Origin of the sequence: Myxococcus sp. CA033, assembly GCF_013336625.1 — a bacterium.
Classification (GTDB): domain Bacteria; phylum Myxococcota; class Myxococcia; order Myxococcales; family Myxococcaceae; genus Myxococcus; species Myxococcus llanfairpwllgwyngyllgogerychwyrndrobwllllantysiliogogogochensis.
The window spans coordinates 40,403-64,673 of sequence record NZ_JABUMU010000016.1; the positions used below are offsets into that span (position 1 = coordinate 40,403).

General features: G+C 68.5%; 18 protein-coding genes. 5 read left to right on the forward strand and 13 right to left on the reverse strand.

Annotated elements, in window-relative coordinates; all coding sequences use genetic code 11:
* Window positions 1–153: 153 nt before the first annotated feature.
* Entirely contained in the window at window positions 154–1,410 is a 1,257-nt protein-coding gene (locus tag HUA78_RS29785) for an MFS transporter (protein WP_174466024.1), read from the reverse strand.
* 218 nt (window positions 1,411–1,628) lie between these two features.
* Here HUA78_RS29785 and lysW point away from each other — a divergent pair, with 218 nt between their 5' ends.
* Both lysW and HUA78_RS29795 read left to right on the forward strand, forming a co-directional pair.
* Window positions 1,629–1,826 (forward strand): lysine biosynthesis protein LysW, encoded by a 198-nt coding sequence (gene lysW / locus HUA78_RS29790; protein ID WP_141644957.1) that lies wholly within the window; start codon window positions 1,629–1,631, stop codon window positions 1,824–1,826.
* A gap of 13 nt (window positions 1,827–1,839) precedes the next feature.
* Window positions 1,840–2,703 (forward strand): family 3 encapsulin nanocompartment shell protein, encoded by an 864-nt coding sequence (locus HUA78_RS29795; protein WP_174463595.1) that lies wholly within the window; start codon window positions 1,840–1,842, stop codon window positions 2,701–2,703.
* Between the two features lie 75 nt (window positions 2,704–2,778).
* Here the strand turns inward: HUA78_RS29795 and HUA78_RS29800 are convergent, their stop codons facing one another.
* Complete coding sequence (locus tag HUA78_RS29800; protein WP_254614740.1) at window positions 2,779–3,780, reverse strand: cyclopropane-fatty-acyl-phospholipid synthase family protein; 1,002 nt, start codon at window positions 3,778–3,780, stop codon at window positions 2,779–2,781.
* A 102-nt stretch (window positions 3,781–3,882) separates the two neighbouring features.
* On the reverse strand, window positions 3,883–5,007 hold the full coding sequence (locus HUA78_RS29805; RefSeq protein WP_371745689.1) for a hypothetical protein: 1,125 nt from the start codon (window positions 5,005–5,007) through the stop codon (window positions 3,883–3,885).
* 326 nt (window positions 5,008–5,333) lie between these two features.
* Between HUA78_RS29805 and HUA78_RS29810 the strand changes: the two genes are divergently transcribed.
* Window positions 5,334–8,420 carry an amino acid adenylation domain-containing protein gene (locus HUA78_RS29810; protein ID WP_174477694.1) on the forward strand — a complete coding sequence of 1,029 codons (3,087 nt, stop codon included), beginning with the start codon at window positions 5,334–5,336 and terminating at the stop codon, window positions 8,418–8,420.
* Between the two features lie 122 nt (window positions 8,421–8,542).
* Window positions 8,543–10,564: a hypothetical protein gene (locus HUA78_RS29815; RefSeq protein ID WP_174463596.1), complete on the forward strand. Its 2,022-nt coding sequence runs from the start codon at window positions 8,543–8,545 to the stop codon at window positions 10,562–10,564.
* 92 nt (window positions 10,565–10,656) lie between these two features.
* Here the strand turns inward: HUA78_RS29815 and HUA78_RS29820 are convergent, their stop codons facing one another.
* The 10 genes from HUA78_RS29820 to HUA78_RS29865 form a co-directional block, all read right to left on the reverse strand.
* Window positions 10,657–12,063 carry an aldehyde dehydrogenase family protein gene (locus HUA78_RS29820; RefSeq protein ID WP_174477695.1) on the reverse strand — a complete coding sequence of 469 codons (1,407 nt, stop codon included), beginning with the start codon at window positions 12,061–12,063 and terminating at the stop codon, window positions 10,657–10,659.
* Between the two features lie 30 nt (window positions 12,064–12,093).
* Complete coding sequence (locus HUA78_RS29825; protein WP_174455654.1) at window positions 12,094–14,271, reverse strand: 3-hydroxyacyl-CoA dehydrogenase NAD-binding domain-containing protein; 2,178 nt, start codon at window positions 14,269–14,271, stop codon at window positions 12,094–12,096.
* Between the two features lie 42 nt (window positions 14,272–14,313).
* The gene (locus HUA78_RS29830) at window positions 14,314–15,525 is read right to left on the reverse strand and encodes an acetyl-CoA C-acetyltransferase (RefSeq protein WP_141644963.1); all 1,212 of its coding nucleotides are present in this window, start codon (window positions 15,523–15,525) and stop codon (window positions 14,314–14,316) included.
* A gap of 34 nt (window positions 15,526–15,559) precedes the next feature.
* Window positions 15,560–16,708 carry an acyl-CoA dehydrogenase family protein gene (locus HUA78_RS29835; protein ID WP_174455653.1) on the reverse strand — a complete coding sequence of 383 codons (1,149 nt, stop codon included), beginning with the start codon at window positions 16,706–16,708 and terminating at the stop codon, window positions 15,560–15,562.
* A gap of 29 nt (window positions 16,709–16,737) precedes the next feature.
* A complete protein-coding gene (locus HUA78_RS29840; protein WP_174477696.1) occupies window positions 16,738–17,877 on the reverse strand; it encodes an acyl-CoA dehydrogenase family protein in 1,140 nt (379 codons plus the stop codon).
* Window positions 17,878–17,909: 32 nt separating this feature from the next.
* Window positions 17,910–19,748 (reverse strand): long-chain fatty acid--CoA ligase, encoded by a 1,839-nt coding sequence (locus HUA78_RS29845; protein ID WP_141644966.1) that lies wholly within the window; start codon window positions 19,746–19,748, stop codon window positions 17,910–17,912.
* 49 nt (window positions 19,749–19,797) lie between these two features.
* Entirely contained in the window at window positions 19,798–20,625 is an 828-nt protein-coding gene (locus tag HUA78_RS29850; protein WP_141644967.1) for an NAD(P)-dependent oxidoreductase, read from the reverse strand.
* Complete coding sequence (locus tag HUA78_RS29855) at window positions 20,622–21,308, reverse strand: TetR/AcrR family transcriptional regulator (RefSeq protein ID WP_174463601.1); 687 nt, start codon at window positions 21,306–21,308, stop codon at window positions 20,622–20,624. The genes HUA78_RS29850 and HUA78_RS29855 overlap by 4 nt, the downstream gene beginning before the upstream one ends.
* Entirely contained in the window at window positions 21,305–22,147 is an 843-nt protein-coding gene (locus HUA78_RS29860) for an enoyl-CoA hydratase-related protein (protein ID WP_141644969.1), read from the reverse strand. The genes HUA78_RS29855 and HUA78_RS29860 overlap by 4 nt, the downstream gene beginning before the upstream one ends.
* Before the next feature lie 418 nt (window positions 22,148–22,565).
* A complete protein-coding gene (locus HUA78_RS29865) occupies window positions 22,566–22,982 on the reverse strand; it encodes a peptidase inhibitor family I36 protein (protein WP_174455649.1) in 417 nt (138 codons plus the stop codon).
* Window positions 22,983–23,251: 269 nt separating this feature from the next.
* Between HUA78_RS29865 and HUA78_RS29870 the strand changes: the two genes are divergently transcribed.
* Window positions 23,252–24,259: a zinc-binding alcohol dehydrogenase family protein gene (locus tag HUA78_RS29870; RefSeq protein WP_174455648.1), complete on the forward strand. Its 1,008-nt coding sequence runs from the start codon at window positions 23,252–23,254 to the stop codon at window positions 24,257–24,259.
* Window positions 24,260–24,271 lie beyond the last annotated feature (12 nt).

Genomic DNA, 24,271 nt, shown 5'->3' on the forward strand with positions numbered 1-24,271 from the left:
CGCTCAGCGCGAAGGACGTGGCGAGCGAGGCCTCCCTCGAAGCGAGCCGACCCCAGAGTGTGGCCGCATGCGCCGCGCTCAGCGCAAAGGACGTGGCGAGCGAGACCTCCCTCGAAGCGAGCGGACCTCGGAGCATGGCCGCATGCCCCGCACTCAGGTCGAAGGAGGAGGCAATCGCGCCTCCAGTGACGCGAGTCTCCCGGGCAGCAGCACGCGAACGCCCAGGGCCAGCGCGAAGAAGAGCAGTGCCGCGCATGCGGTGACGGCGCGCAGTCCCAGTCGGTCTCCCAGCGCTCCCTGCAACCACACCCCGCCCGAGTACCCGAGGTTCAGGACCAGATTGAACAGGCCGCTCACGCGCACCTGGAGCTCCGCGCTGGCGCGACCCTGGCACAGCGTCCTCAATCCCCCCACGGCAAGCAGATACAACGCGCCGAGGATGAAGAGCGAGACACCCGCGAAGGCCACGGTCGGCGACAGCCAGTACGTGGCGGCCACGGGCCCCAGCAGGAGCAGCGTCCTTTCCAGCAGAGGACCGCGTCCCCAACGCTCGGCCAGTGTCCCCGCCAGTACGGCGGCGGTGACCGCTCCCACGCCCTGCACGGTCGTGAGCAGCGACGCCGTGGCCGCGTCTCCATGGAGCACCCGCAGCGCGAGCACCGGCACCAGCGCGATGAAGGGAGAGATGAGCGCGGCCACTCCCAGCGTGCCACCCAGCGCCGCGGCGATGCCCACGTCCTCACGCGCCGCGAGCAGCCCGCGCTTCACGCCACTCCACAGGCCCTCACCGGGCCTCGTGCTCCCTCGACTCACCGGCCCCATCCACGCCAGCGCCACCAGCACGGCCACGAAGGAAATCGTGTTGATGAGAAATGCCCACGCCACGCCGCCTCGCGTGAGGACGATGGCCGCGAGCGCCGGGCCGAAGATGCGTCCCAGGTTGGCCTGCGCCAGGTCCAGACTGAGGCCACTGTGAAGCTGCTCGGGCGGGAGAATCACGGCCGTCATCGCCGAGAAGACCGGCAGGGTCAGCGCGCTCATGCAGCCGTGCAGGACGCAGAGGATGGCCAGGGGCGTGAGCGTGAGCTGCCCCATGGCGGCCAGCGCCGCGAGCGCCCCGGCTATCAGCGCCTGACCCAGCGTGCACACCGCCAGATACGCGCGCCGGTCAAACCGGTCCGCCAGTGTTCCCGCGAGCGGAACGAGGACGATGGAGGGCAGGAACGCCAGCGCGGTGATGCGGCCCATCCACTCCGCGCGCCCCGTCGTCTCCGTCACGTAGATGCCGAGCGCGACCAGCTCCATCCACGTCCCCAACGTGGAGATGAGCCCACCCCACCAGACCTTCACGTAGGCTGGGTGGCTGAAGGCTCGAAACGACGGATGACTCGAAAGTCGCCGAATGGACATGGGACGTGGCGACAGTGGAGCACAGAAATCCTTCGTGCCGAGACAGCTGAGAAATGCCACCTTGCTGCACTCGCGCGCCTTTCGTGGCTTGTCTTGACGAGGGCGGAGAAGGCTCCCAGACTGCACGCGCCTGGGACTCAGGGAGGGTGTGAAACATCGCGCCCCATGAACCCGTTGCCGTCAGCGACAGCGACGGCGGTTGAAGAAGGAGCAAGGGCATGCATGCACTGACGAAGCAGTCGGAAGCGACCGGGCAGGCTCTGTGTCCCACGTGTTCTCAGCCCATCGATGGTGAGGGCCGTGTGCAGGGCGAAGTCCTTACGTGCTCGGGGTGTGACGGCGAGCTGGAGGTGGTGGGCCTCAACCCACTGCGGCTCGAAGAGGCGCCCGAGGTAGAGGAGGACTGGGGCGAGTAGGCCCGAGGTCGACATGAGCGCGAACGAGACAGTGGAACAGCCCGTTCTCTCCCCCGGAAAGCTCTTCGCCCAGGCGGTCGTCACGCAGGGCGCGAAGGCCTCGGTGGATTTCTCTCACACCATCACCGAGGCCTTCCCGGGCTTCAAGCGACGGCCGCGCATCGCGGTGCGTGCCCTGTTCAAGGTCGCGAAGGCGGACGGCGCCAAGGTGAAGTACTGGCACGAGACGCCTCCCCAGACAGCGCCGACGGTGGCGGTGGAGGACGTGGGTCTGCGCCCCGAGGCCGCCTTCGAGTTCCACACGGACCTGGCGACGCTCAAGCCGACGACGGCCTGGATTCAAGTGCCCCCGGCGCTGCTCGACGACCCGGAGACGCTGGCGACCTTCATCGACTTCCGGCTGCTGGTGCGGCTGTGCACGGCGGAGAACCAGGCCCTCGCTCGCGGACGCGGAGGAGACCGCGTGCGCGGGCTCCTGGAGACGCCGGGGATTGCCCGCCTCCCCGCACGCTCGGACCCTGTCTCCTCGCTGCTGGCCGCGTGTGACAGGGTCGAGCAGATGGGCGGCAGCGCCGACGGAATCCTCGTCAACCCCGCGGACTACTACCGGTACTTCGTGGGACGCGGCGGACTGCTGGCGGACCTGACGAGCATGGGCGTGCGCATCGCTCGGGCGCGCATGGTGGACCCCGGGCAGGTCATCGTCGGGGACTTCACCGCGGCGGCCACCATCTTCGACAGCGGTCGCTCCTCCATCCGCTTCGCGGAGGCGCCCCCGGGAATCTTCCCGCGAGAGGGCCTGGCGGTATGCGGCGAGATTCACACCGCGCTCGTCGTCCACCTGCCGACGCACTTCTACGTCGCCTCGTTCGTCTGACGGACGTCGGGTCGGAGCGCGGCCACACCGTCCGGAGTCACTCGATTCCGGACGGCGGCGGCCGACATGCTCGGCTCAGGGCTTCTCCGCGTAGACCACCGCGTACTCGTCGCAGTTGAACAGCGTGAGCCATTGGAGTTGCTCGAACTCCATCTGCCGCGCGCGCCGCACGTCCTCGCGGACCTTGGCGACGGTGACACTGCCGGGCTGTCGCTCGGCGGCCGTCATCCCTCGCAGCGCGGCCAGCGCGGTGTTGACCGCCGGGTAGACATCCGACGCGATGGAGTCCAACCGGGCCAGCTGGAAGCCCGCGTGTCGCAGCTCGGAGACATAGCGCTGCGTCGTCCAGACGTTGGCCTCGGGAAAGGCAATCCGGCCCCGCCAGTAGCGGTGACGCAGGCGGCGACGCAGCCCCGCGCCCGACTCGCGGTCCGTCTTCTGACACATGTCCGCCATCACCAGCCGGCCCCCCGGGCGCAGCACCCGGAATGCCTCGCGCAGGAAGTCGCCGCGCGTCCGGAAGTGCATCGCGGACTCCAGGGCGAAGACGACGTCGAACTCGCCCGCGCCGAAGGGCAGCTGCGTCGCCGAGCCCAATTCCAGCTTCACGACGCCGTCCAGCCCGGTGAGCCTGAGGCGCTCCCGTCCGATGTCGACCTGCTTGGGCGTGACGTTGACGCCGACGATGCGCGCGGGGCGATACGTCTCCGCCCAGAGGATGTCCTGGTCCGCATAGCCGAAGCCGCAGTCCAGCACCGAGTCGCGCTCGCCCAGCCGCGCCGTGCGGGCGAGCAGGTGCGCCATCTGCGCCTGGGCCGCCATGAACAGCTCTCCCACGCGCTCGCAGTTCGTCTCGTCCACCCGCTCTACGTCACGCCAGTAGCCCAGGTTGATCCAGAACGGCTCCCGTCCGGTGCTGACGCGAATCTCTTGTGGCGTTGGAAGCCCCGTCACCCAGGCGCCCGTCTCGTTCGTATAGAAGCGCTCAGGGTCCGCCAGCACCGCGCTCTTGAGCTGCCTTGCGACCTGCATGACGTTGAACATCGCGAGCCTCCCCGACAGCGATGTTGGCATCATGGCGCGGAATGCAGGGATTGAGGAGCTGTCAGGACACATAAATGCCAAAGGCAAGCGTGGGGGTAGGTCTGGCAAGGTGGGAGGAATTGACGCCCCGCGTGCTCATGTCGGACCCAGCGGGTCTCCGGACGGGCCGCTCCTGGCGCGCAGGCCAGGGCCCAGCTCGAAGATGAGGCCGAACTGGACCAGGCTCACCGGCTCCAGGAAGAGGATGTTGAGGTAGTCCTGGCCGTGCACGTACCGGACGAACGCGCCGAAGCCCGCGCCCCAGCGGGGGAGGGCGGCGGCTTCCACGTTGAAGGTCCACCGCTGGCCAGGTGTCTCTCCAAAGGGGCCGTTGACGTTGCCCTCCACGCGGAAGCGGTGCTCGAACCACAGCCGCTCCACCAGGAGGCCAAAGCCGACATGGCCATCGCCATACACTTCGCGCATCTCCGGGGTGATGCCGCCGAAGGCGAGTGAGGAATTGCGTTCGATGAAGGCCCCCACGCCGAAGCTCCAGGCGGAGCGACGGGCCAGGTCGATGTTCTCGATGAGCCGGAACTGGGCTTCCAGCCGGATGAAGTTGGTGGAGAAGTCGCCGCTGGTCTCATTGAGTGGCAGCTCGCCCTCGACGGACGCGCAGCCTCCCTCGGCCTCGCTCTGGTTGGCGTAGAAGCACCCCGCCTGGCCATTGGAGTAATGCCCCACCGAGACGTTGATGAACGACAAGGCCATTCGCCTGGGTTTGCCCTGGTCATCCAGCCAGGGCTTCCACAAGTGCGCCGCCTGGAGCGTCAGCTTGGGCATGAAGGACGGCGGAATGACGGGGCTGGACTCCTGCGCCAGCATGCGCAGCCGGATGTTCGGCGTCACCACCGCGCTCAGGATGTACTCACCCAGCGTGGGGGTGGCGTGGCCGATGTGGAGCTGGGGCAGGAAGAGATTGGGTGCGACCTGGGCCTCGAACACCAGGTGCGAGGGCTCCGGGTCTCCCACCCGGCGAATCCGATTGGGCGAGAAGAAGACGTAGGAGCGGTCCAGCCCGACGTTGAACGGCGCGTCCAGTTCGAAGCGTGAGCTCGCCTCCGCTCCCGGCGTCAGGCCCAGCAGGATGAGCAGCCAGACCCAGCGCCGCCACGACGGGATGCTCCCGGTGGAAGGAGGCCTCGCGGCGTCGGCGCTCCGGGAGGACCCGGTTTCCAGCGAGGGGAGGACAGGGGGCGAGGAGCGAGCGTCGAGGTGCACGGAGGTCTTCCCCGGTGAGGGGGCGGTGTGACCTCATTGATACGACGGACTTCAGATATTCCGCAACACGGAATATCTCGCTGGCGGATGATAGCCGCCCCCACCGGGCGTGTGAGGTGGCGTCCTGGTCCCGGCCTCCGAGCCCGGTGACCGTGCGCCGTCCCCGGGGTGGCCCGCAGCACCGCGTGAATGCGGGGACCCGCCCCGCAATCGATTCGGTGGTTGGGATTGACTCTGGAATGGGTCGCGACGAGTCATTGTTTGTCGGTTCATTCTCAATGGACACATGTGTGGCTTTGTTTGTCACTCCTCCTGGAGAATTCGTCATGTCCGAAAATGCAGCGGTGATGAAGGATGGGAAGTCGCCTCGGGCCGAGGCGTCTTCGCGAGACGCGGGGTTGGCTGACTTGTGGGAGGCGCAGGTGCGTGCCCGGCCGATGGCGATGGCCATCCACTGGGGCGTCAAGCGCGTCACGTATGGAGAGTTGGACAGGCGCGCGAACCGTCTGGCGAACGCGCTTCAGGCGCTGGGCGTCGGCGAGGAGACGCCGGTCGCCGTCGGAATGAAGCGGGGCATCGAGGCGCTCGTCGCGCACGTGGCCATCGCCAAGCTGGGCGCGACGTATGTGCCGCTCGACTTGCAACACCCGCCGGAGCGTATCTCCTACATCCTGGAGGACTGTGGCGCCCGCGTGCTGCTCACCGAGACGGTGACGGACGAGGCCCGGTGCGCGAGCGGCCCGGCGGTGCGGCTGTGCCTGGAGCGCGACGGCGCGCGGGTGTCGAGCCAGCCAGAGTCCTTCCAGTCGCTTCGTGGCGGCGCGGAGCGGCGGGTGTATGTCCTCTACACCTCGGGAACGACCGGGCGCCCCAAGGGCATTGAAATCCTGGCGCGTGGCCTCCACCGGCTCGTGCTCGACACCGATTATGTGCGCTTCACGCCGGAGGACCGTGTCGCGCAGGTCACCAACCACGCGTTCGACCTGGCGCTGTTCGAAATCTGGGGCGCGCTGCTCAACGGGGCGGCGCTCGTGGTGCTGTCCAGGGCGAGCGTGCTGGATGCCGCCGCATTCCGCGACGCGGTGCGGGACACCGGAGTGACGGTGCTGGATATCAGCACGGCGTTGTTCAACATGATTGCCCAGGCGTGCCCGGATGCGTTCCGGGGCCTGCGCTACGTGGTGATGGGCGGAGAGCGGGCGAACCCCCGGCTCTGCCGCGCGGTGCTGGAGTGCGCGCCGCCCGACCACCTTGTCAACGGCTATGGCCCCACCGAGTCCACGACGTATGCGACGGCGCATGACATCCGGATGCGGGACGTGCTCGGCGGCGCCATTCCCATCGGTCGTCCCATTCGTGGCACGGACGTCTTCATCCTGGGCGAGGACCTGCGTCCCGTGGCGAAGGGAGAGACGGGGGAGTTGTGCCTCTCCGGGTCAGGCTTGGCCCGGGGTTATGTGAATCGGCCCGAGCTGACGGCCGAGCGCTTTCCGGTCGTCTCGGGACTCGTGCCCGGGGAGGACGTGCGCGTGTACCGCACGGGAGACCTCGCGCGCTGGCGCGAGGACGGCTCGCTCGACTTCCTGGGGCGGGCCGACTTCCAGGTGAAGATTCGCGGGCATCGCATTGAGCTCGAGGAGGTCTCCAGGTCGCTGTTGGAGAGTGGTCTGCTCTGGGACGCGGTGGTGACGCTCCAGGAGCGCGAGGACGGGGAGAAGTCGCTGGCGGCGTTCGTGGTGCCCAAGGAGCCCACGGAGGGGCTGGTCGCGAAGCTCCAGGACTCCATGCGGGCGAAGGTGTCCGAGCCGATGGTGCCCTCGCGCATCGTCGAGCTGGAGCGGCTGCCGGTGACGGTGAACGGCAAGGTGGACCGCTCCGCGTTGCCTCGCGTCGAGCCCGCGGCCCGCGCACGTACCGACACAGCGCGCGTGGATCCTCTCGAGGCGGAGGTGGGAGCCATCTGGGCCGAGCTGCTCGGGGTGGAGGGCGCCTCCAGTGACGACGACTTCCTGCGGCTGGGAGGCAACTCGTTGCTGCTGGGACGCATGGCGATGCGCCTGCGCGAGCGGTTCGGCGTGGGGCTGTCAGCGTATGCGCTGCACGAGGCTCGCACGCTCGGAGGCTTCGTGGACGGCGTGCGCCAGTCGCTCGCGGGAGGAGACCTCCGGCTTCGCGCCGCGGATGGACCCGCGACCTGGCGCGAGGATGCGCGGCTGCCGGAGGACATCCGGCCTTCGTCGGAGCCTCGGCGCCTCAAGCGACCGCGTCCGCTCCGGGTGATGGAGCATGTCTTCCTGACGGGCGCCACGGGGTTCCTGGGCGCCTTCGTGCTCCGGGACCTGCTGCGGGCGAGCCGGGCGCGCGTGGACTGCCTGGTGCGCGCGCGGGACGTGGCGACGGGGCAGGCCCGGCTGCGGCGGAGCCTGGAGAAGTACGGGCTCTGGGAGGAGGGCTTCGCCAGTCGCATCCTCCCGGTGCTCGGAGACCTGGGCATGCCCCGATTCGGAATGGGCGAGCTGGAGTATCGGGCGCTCGCCGAGCGCTCCGAGGTCGTCTTCCACGTGGGGGCCCACGTGAACTACGTGCAGCCCTATGAGGGGCACGTGGCGGCGAACGTGGACGGGACGACGGAGGTGCTGCGGCTCTCCGCGCTCGGTGGCGCGACGCCGGTGCACTACGTGTCCACCATCGCCGTCTTCGGGCCCACCGGCTACTTCAACGGCACCCGGGTGCTGCTCGAGGGAGAGGGACTGGACGCGCACCTGGACTGTCTGCGCTACGACCTGGGCTACGCGGCGAGCAAGTGGGTGACGGAGAAGCGCGTCTGGGAGGCCGTGAAGCGGGGTCTGCCCGTGAATGTCTATCGTTCGGGATTCATCATGGGAGACAGCCGCACGGGGGCGGGCAACGCGGATGACTTCGTGGGACGGCTCATCCGGGGCTGCATCCAGATTGGCTGCTACCCGGACCTGCCGCGTCAGCGAAAGGAGTTCGTCCCGGTGGACTTCGTCAGTCACGCGCTCTTGGGCATCGCCGCCCGTGAGGGAGCGGTGGGCAAGGCCTTCCATCTCGTCCCGCCCACGCCGGAGGACTCGGTGGAGATGAATGACTTCTTCGGCCTGCTGGCTGAGTGCGGTCATCCGCTGAGCCGCGTGCCCTACGACGAGTGGGTGGAGCGGTTGATGCGCGACAGCCGCCTGGCGGACAACGCGCTGTGCGCCCTGGTGCCCATGCTCTACGAGCAGGTGTACGGCGGCGGCGCGACACGCTGGGAGGTCTACGAAGGCATGCCCGTCTACGACGCGCGCAACACCTCCGCCGCCATCGCCGGTGCGGGCATCGAGTTCCGCAAGCTGGACCGTGTGTTGCTTGGGCGATACCTCGACGACTGGAAGCGGCGAGGTCTGCTCTGAAAAACCCACCAAAACCCCCCAATCCCGGATTCGCTGACGCGCTGCGTATTGTGCGCCTTCACTCCGGGGCCTAAGTATCGCGCTGTTGTCAGAGTGCCAATAAGTAGTGGAGGGCTGCGCGCATGCGACTGCACCGAAGTCGTCAGTGGGCTTTTTCGAGTTCCTTGCTCCTGGCCCTGGTCGTCACCCGGGCGGAGGCCGCGGACCCGCCGTTGTTGGATGTGACGGCCAACCGCTCTCCGTTCGGGTCGGCGTGCCAGGGTCAGCCGGATTCCACGCCGTTGCCGGTGGACCCCCGAACCCTCGTTGTCCCGGGCATCAACAAGCCGGGGGCCGCGGTGCAGTTCAACGCGTACTGGGTGGACCTGCACAACCCGCCGCCGCCGTTCGTGACGACGCTGGCGCCAAACCCGACGAACTGTGGAGAGTTCCGCGCGAGCGTCGCCCGCGGAAAGAAGAACATCGAGACGCGGGCGTACTTCCAGCCCTTCTCGACGGCGACCGCGTACTACGGCATGTACACGCTGTGGGGATATCTGTTCCGCCCCTCGGACTTCGACGAGCAGGTCATCAAGCGCTACGGAATGTCGAAGGCCCCCTTCCGCAATCCCTATCCGATGCCCTGGGAGAACCCCAACCTCACCAACGGCGGCAGCGGTCAGCTCCCGCTCGGCCTGGTGCAGGAGCGCGACTCCAACGGCCGCTGGACGGGCGCCATCGCCTCCACCTGCTCGGGCTGCCATGACTCGCGGCTGGGCACCGAGTCGGAAGCGGGCTTCGTGTGGGGCCGCTCCAACGACGCCCTGGACGCGGGCCTCATCCAGTCCGACATGTTCCGCTCCACCGTGGTGGGCAACATCTTCCAGATTGCCCCCGTGCCCTGGAGCGTGGGCCGAGGCATGAGCGACGCCATTGGCATCGTCGACCTGCTGCCCGCGCTCTTCGACATGGACTCGCTGGCGATGGTGCCCAGCCTGCTCGAGTACTTCCCCACCCATGCCGGTGGCATGTCCCGCGCTCCCAACTGGTGGTACCGCGCGTTCAAGACGCGCCAGTTCTGGGATGGCGCGCTGACGTCCGACAACGTCCGCTCGGAGATGGCGTTCGCCGTCGCCAACCTGGGGCGCAACGCGGCCGAGCGCCGCGCGCTGACCGCCGAGTTCGAGGACAACGACAACTTCTTCGTCTCGATGTCGCCCCCCGCCTACCCGAAGGCCATCAACACCGCGCTGGCCGAGCAGGGCGCGGTCCTCTTCCACGAGCGTGACTTGTGGGCCAATGGCGCCAACGCCACCATTCCGAAGACTCCGGGCAATGGCTCCTGTGCGAGCTGCCACGGCGTCTACTCTCCGCGCTACGCGGTCAACCCCGCGTACCTGCCCGACCCGCGCCTCAAGGGCATCTCCGGCGTCATCACCCCCATTGAAACCATCCGCACGGACCCGGCCCGCAAGGATTTGATGGCGGACGAGCGCAAGCGCAGGGCGTGGAACACGTCCTTCCTCGCCTACAACGACGAGCACCCCAACCACGGCCCGTTCTACGACGACCCCATCAGCAGCGCCCTGCGCCGGGTGCCGCGCGCCGCGTATGACAACGGCATGGGGCCCGTGTACTCGCCCGAGGGGCCCAACGCGTGGATCAAGCCGTTCGGCTATGTGGCCACGCCGCTCTACGGTGCGTGGGCCTCCGCCCCGTACTTCCACAACTCCAGCGTGCCCACCCTCTGGGACGTGCTGAAGCCGTCGGACCGTCCCAAGGTGTGGAAGCGCCAGCAGACCTCCACCAACAACCTGGGCACCAACGCGGGCTTCGACCCGAGCCACGCCTCCTACGACTTCAACAAGCTCGGCTGGAAGGTGACGGCGCTGGCCTGTGGAGATCGCCCGGCCAATGACCCCTTCATCCCGTGCAGCCATGAGATGGCCACGCTGGACGTGCTGTTCGCCAACATCGCGAACGTCGTCGCCAACTACAACTCGCTGGCGTACCAGTCGCCGCCGCCCATCACCCAGAAGCAGATTCGCTCCCGCATGATCTTCAACTCGCACCTGTACGGGCTCGGCAACGAGGGTCACGACTTCACCCAGTCGCTCACCGACAGCGAGCGCTGGGCCCTCATCGAGTACATGAAGACGCTCTGAAAACGACTCACCCGTGACGGGCCTTTCAGCCTGTCACGGGTGAGTGGTGAAGCACGGCGGCCCTCCGGGAGGACACCCCCGGGGGGCCGTGGCTACATCAGGCGCTTGAAGAGGCCGAGCTTGCCCACGTACGGCGGGTAGCGCATGGCCAGGTCCAGCAGGAAGGGCCGCTTCACGACGCTTTTCTTGTGGCTGAAGGCATCGAAGCTCGCCTGGCCGTGGTAGCCGCCCAGGCCGGACTCTCCCACGCCTCCGAAGGGCAGGCCCTCCGCCGCGAAGTGGACGCAGACGTCGTTGACCACGGCGCCGCCGCTCGACGTCTCCGTGAGGACCCGCTCGTTGACGGCCGAGTCCTTGGCGAAGCTGTAGAGGGCGAGCGGCTTGGGCCGTGAGCGCACGAAGCGGATGGCCTCGTCGATGCTCGGGCAGTCCACCAGCGGGAGGAGGGGACCAAAAATCTCGTCCTGCATCAGCGGACTGGACAGGGGGACGTCGGTGATGACGGTGGGCGCGAAGAAGCGTGAGGACGCCTCGCGCTCGCCGCCGAAGACCACCTTCCCGTGCCCCGCGAGCGCGGAGACCCGCTCGAAGTGCCGGGGGTTGATGATGCGGCCGTAGTCATTGCTGGTGCGCGCGTCGGCGCCGTAGAAGCCGGTGACGGCCTTCTGGACCAGCGCGGTGAAGCGCTCCTTGAGCTCGGGCGGGATGAGCACGTAGTCCGGAGCGATGCACGTCTGGCCCGCGTTGAGGTACTTGCCCCAGGCGATGCGGCGCGCGGTGACCTCCAGGTCCGCGCTCCGGTCCACGATGCAGGGGCTCTTGCCGCCCAGCTCCAGGACGGTGGGCGTCAGGTGTTTGGCCGCGGCTTCGGCCACCACGCGGCCCACCTGGGTGCCGCCGGTGAAGAAGATGAGGTCCCACCGCTCCGCGAGCAGGGCGCGGCTGGTCTCCGCGTCCCCCTCCACGACGGCGACGACTTCTTCCGGAAACGCCTCCGACAGCAGCCGGGAGAGCACGCTCGACGTGGCAGGGGCCAGCTCGCTGGGCTTGAGCACGGCGGTGCAGCCCGCGGCGAGCGCCCCGATGAGCGGCGCTATCGACAGTTGATAGGGGTAGTTCCAGGGCGCGATGACCAGCGTCACGCCGAGCGGGTCCGAGTACTGATAGGCCCGCGCCGGCTGGATGACGATGGGTGCCGAGCCCCTGCGGGGCTTCATCCACGACTTCACGTGCTTGAGCGCGCTCTTGATCTCCCCGTAGATGCTGCCGACCTCGGTGAGATACGCCTCCTCCGCGCTCTTGTTCAGGTCCGACTTGAGGGCGGAGAGAATCTCCGCCTCGTACTTGCGCACCGTCTGGCCCAGGGTCTCCAACTGCGCCCGCCGCCACGCGAGCGGGAGCGTGACGCGGGATTCAAAGTGGGCACGCTGCTTTTCGACGAGCGCCTTCGCATCGAACGAAGACGGGACAGCGGCGAGGCGGGTGGAACCCTGGGCCATGGGACTTCTCCTTGCGTGAGATTCGCGCGGCTACTTCAGGAACTCGCCCCGCTCGGCCTTTTCGACCAGCGACGCGGGCGGCAGGAAGTGCTTCCCGTAGCGCTGCGCGAGCTCGCGAGCGCGGGTGATGAAGCCACGCGGACCCGTGCCAGCGGGGCCCTCGTAGCCGTTGATGAACTGGGCCACGCCGCCCGTCCAGGCCGGGAAGCCGATGCCCAGGATGGAGCCGATGTTGGCGTCCGCCGCCGAGCGCAGCACGCCTTCATCGAAGCAGCGCACCGTGTCGATGGCCTCCGCGAACAGCATGCGCTCCTTCATGTCCTCGAAGGGGATGGTGTGGCCCGGCTTCGTGTAGTGCTGGGCGAGCCCCGGCCACAGGTTCGCGCGCTTGCCATCCACGTAGTCGTAGAAGCCCGACCCGGTGGAGCGGCCCTTGCGCCCGTGCTTGTCGATGAGCGCGTCCACCACGGCGTAGCTGCCGTGCTCCACCCACGTCTGGCCCGCGGCCTCCGCGGCCGCCTTCGTCTCCAGGCGGATCTTGCGCGGCAGGGTCAGCGTGAGCTCGTCCATCAGCGCCAGGGGCGCCGCGGGGTAGCCCGCCTGCAGGCCCGCCTGTTCAATCGACGCCGGGGAGATGCCCTCGCCCACCATGGCGATGGCCTCGTTGAGGAACGTGCCGATGACGCGGCTGGTGAAGAAGCCCCGGCTGTCGTTGACGACGATGGGCGTCTTGCCAATCTGCACCGCGATGTCGATGGCCTTCGCCAGCGTCGCGTCGCTCGTCTTCTTGCCGGCGATGAGCTCCAGCAGCGGCATCTTGTCCACGGGGGAGAAGAAGTGCATGCCCACGAAGTCCTCCGTGCGCTTCACGCCCTCCGCCAGCAGGGTGATGGGGAGCGTGGACGTGTTGGACGCCAGCACCGCGTCGGGGGCTACGACGTCCTGCACCTCCTGGAAGACCTTGTGCTTGAGCTCCACGCCCTCGAACACGGCCTCGATGACCAGGTCGCAGCCCTTGAGCGCGGCGGGGTCCGCCGTCGGGGTGATTCGCGCCAGGAGCGCGTCGCCCTTCTCCTTGGTGGACTTGCCCTTCTGGACGGCCTTCTCCACGAGCTTCACGGAGTACTGCTTGCCCTTCTCCGCGGACTCCTGGCTCACGTCCTTGAGCACCACGTCGATGCCCGCCTTGGCGCAGACGTAGGCGATGCCCGCGCCCATCATCCCGGCGCCGAGGATGCCGACCTTCTTCGCCGTGTGCTGCGGGTAGCCCTTGGGCCGGCCGCCACCGGAGTTGATGTGCTGCATGTCGAAGAAGAACGCCTGAATCATGTTCTTCGCGACCTGGCCGGTGGCCAGCTCGGTGAAGTAGCGCGACTCGATGGTGAACGCGGTGTCGATGTCCACCTGCGTGCCTTCGACGGCCACCGCCATGATGGCGCGCGGCGCGGGCATGTTCGCGCCCTTGATCTGCTTGCGCAGGTTGGCGGGGAAGGCGGGCAGGTTCGCCGCGAGGCCGGGGTTGGACGGCGTGCCGCCCGGAATCTTGTAGCCCTTCGCGTCCCACGGCTGCTGCGCCGTCGGGTTTGCCTTGATCCACGCCTTGGCCGCGGGCAGCAGCGCCTCCACGGAGTCCACCACCTCGTGCACCAGGCCCACCTCCTTGGCCTCCTGCGGGCGGTAGCGCTGGCCCTGGAGCAGCACCTTCATCAGCGCGTCCACGATGCCCAGCATGCGCACCGTGCGCACCACGCCGCCGCCACCGGGCAACAGGCCCAGCGTGACTTCCGGCAGGCCCACCTGCGCGCCCTTCACGTCCGCGACGATGCGGCGGTGACAGGCCAGGGCAATCTCCAGCCCTCCGCCCAGCGCCGCGCCGTTGATGGCGGCGACCACGGGCTTGCCCAGGGTCTCCAGCGTGCGCAGGTGCGCCTTGATTTCCTGGCCGAACTCGAACGCCTGCTTCGCGTCCTCCTTGCGGATGCGCTGCAAGTCGTTCAGGTCGCCGCCGGCGAAGAAGGTCTTTTTGGCGGAGGTGAGGATGACGCCGGTGATGTCGGCCTTCTCCCTGGCCAGCCGGTCCACCGTCGCGCGCATGGACTTCATGTACGCGGCGTTCATGGTGTTGGCGGACTGGTTGGGGTCATCCAGCGTCAAGATGACGATGCCGTCGGCATCCTTGTCCCAGCGGATGGTGTTCTGCTCGCTCATGGGGTTCGCTCGAATCTTGTCGAAAGGTGAGTCAAAGGGGGTTCAGACGCGCTCGATGAGGGTGGCCACGCCCATGCCACCGCCGACGCACAGGGTGATGACGGCGCGGCGCGCCTTGCGGCGCTCCAGCTCGTCCACCATGGTGCCGAGGATCATCGCGCCCGTGGCGCCCAGCGGGTGGCCCATGGCGATGGAGCCACCGTTGACGTTGAGCTTGTCGCTCGGGATGCCCAAATCCTTCTGATACTTGAGCACGACGGAGGCGAACGCCTCGTTGAGCTCGAACAGGTCGATGTCCTTCACGGACAGGCCCGCCAGGTCGAGCAGCTTGCGCGTGGCCGGCAGGGGGCCGGTGAGCATGATGGTCGGGTCCGCGCCGGACGTCGCCACGGAGGCGATGCGCGCGCGCGGCGTCAGGCCCAGCTCCTTGCCCACCTTCTCCGAGCCGATGAGCACCAGGGCCGCGCCGTCCACGATGCCGGAGGAGTTGCCCGGGGTGTGCACGTGCTCGATGCGCTCCACCTCGTGGTACTTCTGCAGCGCCACCGCGTCGAAGCCGCCCATCTCACCGATGCCGACGAAGGACGCGTTGAGCTGGCCGAGCGAGGCCACCGTGGACTCCGGCCGCATGTGCTCGTCGCGGTCCAGGATGGTGAGGCCGTTCTGGTCCGTGACGGGGATGACGGAGTTCTTGAAGTAGCCGCCGGCCCAGGCCTTGGCGGCGCGCTCCTGCGACTGTGCGGCGTAGCGGTCCACGTCCTCGCGGGTGAAGCCTTCAATCGTCGCGATGAGGTCCGCGGAGATGCCCTGCGGCACGAAGTACGTGTCGTAGTTGGTGGCCGGGTCCATGGCCCAGGCGCCGCCGTCGGAGCCCATGGGCACGCGCGACATGCTCTCCACGCCGCCCGCGATGACCAGCTGCTCCCAGCCCGAGCGCACCTGCTGCGCGGCCATGTTCACCGCCGTCAGGCCGGAGGCACAGAAGCGGTTGAGCTGCACGCCGCCCACCGTCTCCGGCAGCCCCGCCGCGAGCACCAGCGTGCGGGCGATGTCCGCGCCCTGGTCTCCAACGGGCGAGACGATGCCGAGCACCACGTCGTCGATGCGCTTGGGGTCCAGGTTCGGGTGGCGCTTCTTGAGCGCGTCCACCAGCCCGACGAGCAGCGACAGCGGCTTGGTGCCGTGCAGCGCGCCTTTCTTGCCCTTGCCGCGAGGAGTACGGACCGCGTCGAAGATGAATGCTTCCTGGCTCACCGGGAGCCTCCTTGGGATTTGGTGTGGGAGTGGGCTACAGCGAACGGGCGACGAGCTCTTTCATGACCTCGTTGGCGCCGGCGAAGATGCGCATGACGCGAGTATCCGCGAACAGGTGGGCGATGGGGTATTCCTTCATGTACCCATACCCTCCGAAAAGCTGAAGGCAACGGTCCGCGACGATACACGCCTGGTCCGTGAGCCAGTACTTGGCCATCGCCGCGGACGCCACGTCCAGTTCGCCCGCCAGGTGCCGCTCGATGCACTCGTCGAGGAACGCCCGGCCAACCCTCCGCAACGTCGCGCATTCCGCCAGTTCGAAGCGCGTGTTCTGCAGAGCGAAAAGCGGCTTACCGAACACCTGGCGCTGCTTGGTGTACTCGACGGTGAGGTCCACGGCCCGGTCGATGCTCGCCTGCGCGAGGATGGCGGTGCTCAGCCGCTCCTGGGGAAGCTGCGACATGAGCTGCGCGAAGCCCTTGCCCTCCTCGTCTCCGAGCAGGTTGACGGCGGGTACGCGCAGGTCGTCGAAGAACAGCTCCGTGGTGTCCTGGCCATGGCCGCCGAGCTTCTCGAGGATGCGGCCGCGCCCGAAGCCGGGCGTGGTGTCGGAGACCTCGGCGCACACCAGGGAGATGCCCGCATGGCCCTTCACGTCGCTGGTGCGCACCGCGATGATGAGGAAGTCACACACGCGGCCGTTGGAGATGAACGTCTTGGAGCCGCTCACGCGGTAGAAGTCTCCCTCACGCACGGCGCGGGTGGAGATGGCCTGCAAGTCGGAACCGGCGCCGGGCTCCGTCATCGCGATGGCGCCCACCCACTCGCCGCTGGCGAGCCGGGGCAGCCACTTCTGCTTCTGGGCTTCGGACGCGTAGGCGAGCACGTAGTGCGCGACGATGGAGCAGTGCACGGCGAAGCCCATGGTCGGGTCTCCTGCGCGCACCTGCTCCTCGGTGAGCACCGCCTCGTGGGCGAACGTGCCACCGCCGCCGCCGTACGCCTCGGGGATGGACATGCACAAAAGGCCCAGCTCGCCCGCCCGGCGGTAGAGCGCCTTGTCCGGGTGGCCCTGGGCCACGTGCTTGGGGACGTTGGGGAGGACTTCCTTGGTGAAATAGGTGGCCGCCAGGCCACGCACCTGCTCGAGCTCGTCAGAGCTCCATCGAGGACGTGCCGTCATTGTCTGTCTCGCTCCGTCGTGAGTCGCTCTTACAGTCCGAACGTCTTGCCGATGATGTCGCGCTGGATTTCGCTGGTGCCGCCGAAGACGGTGGAGATGACCGTGGCGCGCAGGTGCGACTCCATGTCGTACTCGGTCGCGTAGCCGTAGCCGCCCATCATCTGAACACCCTCGATGGCCACGCGCTTGGCCGTCTCCGTCGTCTTCAGCTTGGCCATGGACGCCTCGCGGGGAAGCATCCGGTCGGGCGCTTCGTCCGCCATCTGCGCCACGCGGTAGATGAGCAGCTCGCAGCACTCCAGCTCCGTGGCCAGGTCGGCGATGCGGTGCTTGAGCGCTTGAAAAGAGCCGATGGGCTTGCCGAACTGCTTGCGCTCCTTGACGTACGTGACGGCGTCGTCGAACGCGCGCCGGCCCCGGCCCAGCATGGACGCGGCGAGCAGGAGCCGCTCGCTGTTGAGGCCCGACATGAGCTGGGGCCAGGCCTGGTCCAGCCTGCCCACGACGGAGTCCTCCGGCAGGAAGCAGTCGGTGAAGAAGACGTCGTTGACCTCCTTGCCGTTGAGCGTGGGGATGCCGCGAATCTCCACGCCCGGGGTGCCCGTGGGGACGCAGAACATGGTGAGCCCCTCGTGCCGCGAGCCCGAGGACTGCGTGCGCGCGACGAGCAGCAGGTGGTCGGCGAAGTGCGCGTTGGAGCACCACGTCTTCTGACCGTTGATGAGGAAGCCTCCGCTCGTGCGCGTCGCGCGGCAGGTGATGGCGGCGGCGTCCGAGCCCGCGTCGGGCTCGGAGATTGAGATGGCCTCCACGCGGCCCCGGGTGATGCCGGTGAGCACCTTCTCCTTCTGCGCCTCGCTGCCGAACTTCGCGTAGGGGCTCGCGGCGACGGCCGTGGTGATGTAGCCGCCGACGGGGGCGAGTCCGTACGAGGTGCGCTCGGCGAACAGGCACATCTCGGCCATGCCGCCGTCGGAGCCGCCGTACTTCGGGGAGATGCCCACGCCGAGCCAGCCCAGTTCGGCCATCTCGGCATACAGCCGGGCATTGTGGGCCTCGACGCCGTGCTGGGTCAGCGCGTCGCGCTGCGCGCGGGTGCCCGTCTTGGCGCGACAAAACGCGTCGATGGAAGCAGCGAAGGACGCTTGCTCCGGAGTTCTCGCATGCATGGGGACTCGTGAGGGAGGCGGCGGGTGGTGTGTCAGGCGTTCTCGTAGAACGTGGCGATGCGCTCCGCGTACTGCTTGAGAATCACGCGGCGCTTGAGCTTCAGCGTCGGTGTGAGTTCGCCCGTCGCGGGACCCCAGGCCTCCGTGACGACCTCGAAGCGCTTGATCTGTTCGGCGCGGGAGAGCCGGCCATTGATGGAGGCCACGAGCGCTTCCAGTTCGGAGCGGACCGCCGGCTCGCGGGTGAGCTCCAGGAGCGACTGGGGCGGCAGGCCCCGCGCCTTGGCCCACGTGGGCGCGACGTCCGCGTCCAGGCAGATGAGCGCCGTCACAAACGGCCAGCCGTCGCCAATGGCGATGGCCTGACCGACGAGCGGGTGGGCGCGCAGCATTCCCTCGATGCGGGACGGGGCGATGTTCTTCCCGCTCGAGGTGATGATGAGCTCCTTCTTGCGGTCGGTGATGGTGAGGTAGCCCTCGTCATCGACGGTGCCGATGTCGCCCGTGGCGAGCCAGCCGTCCGCGTCCGCCGGGCTCTCAATCCGCCCGTCAGCGCTCAGGTAGCCCAGGAACAGCACGGGCCCTCGCACGAAGATTTCCCCGTCCGCGGCCAGCCGGACTTGAAGCCCGGGGATGGGGCGGCCCACCGCGCCCACGCGGAACTCCGAGGGCGTGTTGATGGTGGCGCAGCCCGTCGTCTCGCTCATGCCCCAGACCTCCAGCACCTTGATGCCGAAGCCGCCCAGGTACTCCAGCACCTCCACGGGGATGGGCGCCGAGCCGCTGCTCGCCCACGTCAGCGCGTCCAGGCCCAGCGTCGCGCGCAGGGGCTTGAGGACCTTCTCTTCCATCAGCGCGACCTTCTGCGCCAGCTCCGGGGGCACGCTCTTGCCGGAGCCCTCCAGCCGGAAGGCCTCCAGCGCCGTCGCGTGCGCGGCGAGGATGGCGTCGCGTCGGGGCGCCTCCAGCGTGGACAGCTTCGCCTTGAGGCCGCCAGCGAGCTTCTCCCAGACGCGCGGCACGCCGAAGAACGCGGGGGGCCGCACCTTGGCCATCAGCGGCACCACGCCCGCGGGGTCCGCGCAGATGTGTACGTGCATCGCCTTGTAGAGCAGGCGGTACAGGCCCAGCTCGCGCTCGGCGATGTGCGCCAGCGGCAGGTAGGCGATGGACGGCACCTGCATCGGCGTGGGCACCACGACGTCCACGGCGACGGCTTCATAGAAGGCGTTGCGGTGGCTGAGCACCACGCCCTTGGGGTCTCCGGTGGTGCCGGAGGTGTACATCATCGCGATGGGGTCCTCGGGGCGGATGCTCTGCCAGCTCTCCTCGAAGACCCTGGGGTCCTCCTGATGCAGCCGTCCTCCGTCGGCCTCCAGCTGCGCGAAGGAGACGTAGCGGGCGTCGCCCGCGGGCACCGCCGCCGCGTCGATGACGATGACGCGCTTGAGCGCGAAGAGCGACTTGAGGATGGGCCGCCAGCGGGCGACCTCCTCCGCGCCCTCCAGCACCACGACGGTGGCCGCGCTGTGTTGGGCGACGTAGCCTACCTGCTCGCTGCTCAGCGTCTGGTACGCGGTACAGGGGATGGCGCCCAGGTGGACGGCGGCATAGTCGATGAGCCAGTGCTCGGGCCGGCTCGACATCATGATCATCATCCGCTCGCCGCGCTGGAGGCCGAGCGCGCCCAGCCCGCGAGACAGCGCGGCGGTGCGCGCACGCAACTGGACCCACGTGTGCGTGGAGTCACCGGCGCTGAGGGCGGGGGCGTCCGCGAACTCCTCCGCGTTGCGCTTGAGCAACAGCGGCAGGGTGAGCTTGTTCGCCAGGGATTGGCACTGCGCCTCCAGGTCTGCGAGCGACGTACCCATGGGCACCTCCAGCACTGCGATGGCCAACGACTCTCAGCGGGCTTCCACTTCAAGGGTCGACGTACAGGTCCAACATCACGTCGGGGCCGCCGCCGTAGCGGCTGAAGTCGGTGATGCCTTCGGCGCGCAGGACGTCCTCGTCGATGAACGTGTGCCCGGTGCAGTCACGGGGCCGGCGCTGGAGGATGGCCACGGCCGCGTCCGCCATGATTTCCGGCGCGCGGGCCCGCTGCATGGACGAGTCGCCCCCGAGCAGGTTCTTCACGGCGGCGGTGGCGATGAGCGTCCGGGGCCAGAGCGCGTTGGCGGCGATGCCGGCCTCGGCGAACTCCGCCGCCCACCCGAGCGTGAGCAGCGTCATGCCGTACTTGGCCATGGTGTACGCCGGGTGCTTGCCCAGCCAGTGCGGCGCCAGGTTGACGGGGGGCGACAGCGAGAGGATGTGCGGGTGAGGGGAGCGGCGCAGGTGCGGCAGCGCGGTGCGCGTCAGGAGGAACGTGCCCCGGACCTGAATCTGTTGCATCAGGTCGAAGCGCTTGAGCGGCAACTCGTCTGTCTTCAGCGGCGCGAGCGCGCTCGCGTTGTTCACGCAGAAGTCGATGCCACCGAAGCGCGCCACGGCCTCGTCGACGGCGCGCTGCACGTCGGCCTCTTCACGCACGTCGCCCACCACGGCGAGCGCATGGCCACCCGCGGCGCGGATTTCGTCCGCGGCCGTGTGCACGGTGCCCGGCAGCCGAGGGTCCGGCGTGTCGGTCTTCGCCAGGAGCACGACATTGGCGCCCAGCCGGCCCGCGGCGATGCCGATGGCCAGCCCGATTCCACGGCTTCCTCCGGACATCAGCAGCGTGCGTCCCGCGAGTGGTTTCTGGGTCATCCTTCGTCCTTTTCGCGCGGGGCTCCCGGCTTGACGGCGGGAGCGTCACCCCGCTCGGCGCGACCTGGGGGTGAGGTGAGTTCGGGGAGGACGTCGCGGACGATGGTGATGAGCGACTCGCTCAGGAGCAGGTGCGCCTCCTCGCGGGAGAGGGTGCCACCGCGAATCCACTCGCGGATGGTGGCCTTCACCATGCCTGCGTAGGAGCGCATCATCGCGCGATGCCGGACGTCGCTGCCGACCTCCACCTTCATGCCGAGGAACTCGAGCGTCTTCGCCGCGGCCACGTCGTCCGCCGCGGAGATGATGCGTTCGACCTCCGGGTCCGCGATGCTGCCGGCGCCGGTGACGGCGACGTACGTCTTTCCGTGCGTCGCCACCGTGTCCAGGTACCACTCGACGCTGCGCTCCACGCGTTGGCGCAGGGTTCCCGTCGGGCTGACTTTCTCTTCGAGGCCGGGCATGAGCAGCATCCTCTTCACGACCTTCAGGTAGAGGTCCCGCTTCTGCCCGAAGTAGTGGTTGAGCAGCCCCCGGGCGACGCCGGCTTCCTTGGCGATGTCCGTGGTGGAGACGTCCGCGTAGGGCCGCTCGCCGAACAGGCGCATCGCGCACTCGAGGATCTGCTCCCTGCGCGCGTCCGGTTCCAGTCGCTTCCAGCGAGGCGCGGGCGCGGGACTCATGACTCACGCTCCCGCCACGGAAGGAACGTGGGCAGGTCCTCCTCCACGGTGCGGGCGAAGGACGGCGGCCGCTTCTGGAGGAAGGCCATGACTCCCTCCATGGCATCCGGGCTCTGGCCCAGCGTCGCGATGAGCTGGCTGTCCAGTGCGAAGGCCTGCTCGGGGGAGGGCAGGGCGCTCATCCGGTAGAGGGATTGACGGATGACGGCCACGGACACGGGCGCGGTGGTCTCCACCAGCTCGCGCGCCAGCGTGTACGCGGCGTCCAGCACCGCGTCGGGCTCATGGAGCGAGCGCACCAGCCCCGCGCTCAGCGCCTCCTCGGCGGGGATGAGCCGGCCGCTCACCATCCAGTCGAGCGCGCGGCCCATGCCCACCAGCCGAGGCAGGAACCAACTGGAGCCCGCCTCCGGATAGATGCCCCGTCGGCTGAACACGAAGCCGAAGCGGCTGTCCTTGGAGGCGAGGCGGAAGTCCGCCGGCAGCAACATGGTGGAGCCCACGCCCACCGCGGCGCCCCGCACGGCGGCGATGACCGGCTTTCGCAGCGCGAACAACTGGCGCGTCACGCGCGTCGCCGGCTCCACCCAGCCGTTCTCTGGAGGGGCGCTGTTGGCGACCTCGAACGACAGCCCGCTCAGGTCCGCCCCCACACAGAAGTCCTTGCCGGCCCCCGTGAGGACGACGACGCGCACGGCTTCATTGGCGTCCGCCTGGGAAAGCGCGTCCGCCAGCTCGTCCGCCATGGTCACCGTGAAGCCATTGCGCGCTTCGGGTCGGTTCAGCTCGAGGGTGGCGATCCGATCCGCGACCGAGAACCGGATGTGTTGGTAGCTCATGGCTGGGGCCTCATTGCTCCTGTGACGGTGATGATGGGAACTTGTTGGCGGAGTGTCAACAACAAGAGGCCTGCGAAGTCCTGCATGCCTTTCGACGTGTTGCGTCATCCGGGAAGCTGTCCTTGGGGGGCGAAGAGGAGTCACGTGGGACCGAGCCTAGAGCCGGGCTGGGGCCAATGCACCTCCGCGGTGACTCGCGGCGAAGGACGGCGCCTCGCGGGGTGTCTGTCTATTCGGAGGTTCGGACGGGGGCGCGACGTGACGGAAGGCTCCGTGCGCGCCCCTCGCATCCTGGCGTGTGGGGCCGGCCGGCTCGATTTCGAGACCTGGCGCGGGAGGACTGGCACTGGAAAGCTGGAGCCCACGCAGGGCGGGTGCGCCGCGAGCCGAGGGCGTGGCTCGCGGCGCGCCGGGTGACTCAGTAGACCCAGACGCTCTTGGGCGCGAAGTCGAGCGGGCTGACCTGCGCGCCCGGTTCAATCATCTGGGGATAACCCTCGCAGTTCTCGTGGGGGAACAGCGCCGCGGCCTCGTCGTTCGTGTTGATGGCGGAGACGGCCCGGTCCTCCCAGCCGTGCTCGGGCAGGCCCACGCACGTCCCCGCCCCACCCGGCGGCCAGGCCATGACATTCCAGACGGCGCCGGTGAAGTCAGGCCCGTCGAACAGGCAGAGGACACCCGACCAGGGACACGCGGCGGTGTCCTCGGCCGAGGCCTCGGAGGGGGTCAGCAGCACTGTCGCCGTCGCGAGCCCGAGCACCAGGAAGGAGCCCAGGCCCAGCAGCCCTGAGCGGATGAAACGACGGGGATTCCGGCCGAACGTGTGCGATTGCATGGGATTGTCTCCTCTGCCCGTCCCGGGCGCATGTGGCGTGGGGATGGTGGCATTGCGACGGGAGAGGTGCCCTGGAGACGGATTCCCCAGAGGCGGTCCATCCGCTGGCGGACTGTTTGCGTTCACATGTCGGGAGAAGTCCCGTGTGCCTGGAATGAGTGTCTTTGATTGGACGCAAAGGGCTGCCCTCGTGAAGTTCGGCTGCGGGTTGACCGAGACACCGGACGTTCAATGGCGTTGAATTGTTCGACAAGCCTTCAGGAGCCTCCATGCGAGCCGTCGGTTATCGCCAGCCTCTTCCCGCGTCGGACCCCCAAGCGCTGCTCGACGTGGAGCTGCCAGACCCTGTCCCCGGTGAGAGAGACCTGCTGGTCGAGGTTCGCGCCATCTCCGTCAACCCCGTGGACGTGAAGGTGCGCGCGAGCGCGTCTCCGCCTCCGGGAGAGGTGAAGGTGTTGGGCTGGGATGCCGCGGGCGTGGTTCGCGCGGTGGGGGCCGGGGTGAAGCTGTTCAAGCCTGGGGAGCGCGTCTGGTACGCGGGCACCATCACCCGGCCAGGAACGGACAGTGAGCTTCACGTGGTGGACGAGCGCATCGTGGGCCACATGCCGGCGTCGCTGGGCTTCGCTGATGCGGCGGCGCTGCCGCTGACGGCCGTCACCGCGTGGGAGCTGCTCTTCGACCGGCTCCAGGTTCCAGAAGGCAAGGGCACAGGTGCCTTGCTCGTGGTGGGCGCGGCGGGTGGAGTGGGCTCCATCCTGGTGCAGCTTGCGCGGCGCCTCACGGGGCTGACGGTGGTTGGCACGGCCTCGAGGCCGGAGACGCAGGACTGGGTTCGCGAGCTGGGGGCGCACCACGTCATCGACCACCATCAGCCGCTGGCGAAGGAGCTGAAGCGAATCGGCGTGCCGCAGGTGGAGTTCATCGCCAGCCTGAACCAGACGGACCGGCACTACGCGCAGTTGGTGGAGGCGCTGGCGCCCCAGGGCCGGCTCGGCGTCATCGACGACCCGGGACCCATCGACGTGCGCGAGCTGAAGCGCAAGAGCGCGTCGCTCCACTGGGAGCTGATGTTCACCCGCTCGATGTTCGGCACCCCGGACATGCAGGCGCAGCACGACATGTTGGAGCGGGTGTCGAAGCTGGTGGACGCGGGCACGCTGCGGACCACGGTGGGCGAGCACTTCGGTCGCATCGATGCCGCGAACCTGCGTCGCGCCCACCAGCTCCTGGAGTCACACAAAGCCAAGGGCAAGTTGGTGCTGGACGGCTTCTGAGGAGGCCTCTCC

Coding starts and splice junctions, on each gene's coding strand:
- HUA78_RS29850 (WP_141644967.1), bottom strand. CDS start 20,625: ATGACCCAGAAACCACTCGCGGGACGCACGCTGCTGATGTCCGGAGGA.
- HUA78_RS29835 (WP_174455653.1), bottom strand. CDS start 16,708: ATGACGGCACGTCCTCGATGGAGCTCTGACGAGCTCGAGCAGGTGCGT.
- HUA78_RS29860 (WP_141644969.1), bottom strand. CDS start 22,147: ATGAGCTACCAACACATCCGGTTCTCGGTCGCGGATCGGATCGCCACC.
- HUA78_RS29865 (WP_174455649.1), bottom strand. CDS start 22,982: ATGCAATCGCACACGTTCGGCCGGAATCCCCGTCGTTTCATCCGCTCA.
- HUA78_RS29820 (WP_174477695.1), bottom strand. CDS start 12,063: ATGGCCCAGGGTTCCACCCGCCTCGCCGCTGTCCCGTCTTCGTTCGAT.
- HUA78_RS29855 (WP_174463601.1), bottom strand. CDS start 21,308: ATGAGTCCCGCGCCCGCGCCTCGCTGGAAGCGACTGGAACCGGACGCG.
- HUA78_RS29800 (WP_254614740.1), bottom strand. CDS start 3,780: ATGATGCCAACATCGCTGTCGGGGAGGCTCGCGATGTTCAACGTCATG.
- HUA78_RS29815 (WP_174463596.1), top strand. CDS start 8,543: ATGCGACTGCACCGAAGTCGTCAGTGGGCTTTTTCGAGTTCCTTGCTC.
- HUA78_RS29845 (WP_141644966.1), bottom strand. CDS start 19,748: ATGGGTACGTCGCTCGCAGACCTGGAGGCGCAGTGCCAATCCCTGGCG.
- HUA78_RS29785 (WP_174466024.1), bottom strand. CDS start 1,410: ATGTCCATTCGGCGACTTTCGAGTCATCCGTCGTTTCGAGCCTTCAGC.
- HUA78_RS29840 (WP_174477696.1), bottom strand. CDS start 17,877: ATGCATGCGAGAACTCCGGAGCAAGCGTCCTTCGCTGCTTCCATCGAC.
- HUA78_RS29795 (WP_174463595.1), top strand. CDS start 1,840: ATGAGCGCGAACGAGACAGTGGAACAGCCCGTTCTCTCCCCCGGAAAG.
- HUA78_RS29810 (WP_174477694.1), top strand. CDS start 5,334: ATGTCCGAAAATGCAGCGGTGATGAAGGATGGGAAGTCGCCTCGGGCC.
- HUA78_RS29870 (WP_174455648.1), top strand. CDS start 23,252: ATGCGAGCCGTCGGTTATCGCCAGCCTCTTCCCGCGTCGGACCCCCAA.
- lysW (WP_141644957.1), top strand. CDS start 1,629: ATGCATGCACTGACGAAGCAGTCGGAAGCGACCGGGCAGGCTCTGTGT.
- HUA78_RS29825 (WP_174455654.1), bottom strand. CDS start 14,271: ATGAGCGAGCAGAACACCATCCGCTGGGACAAGGATGCCGACGGCATC.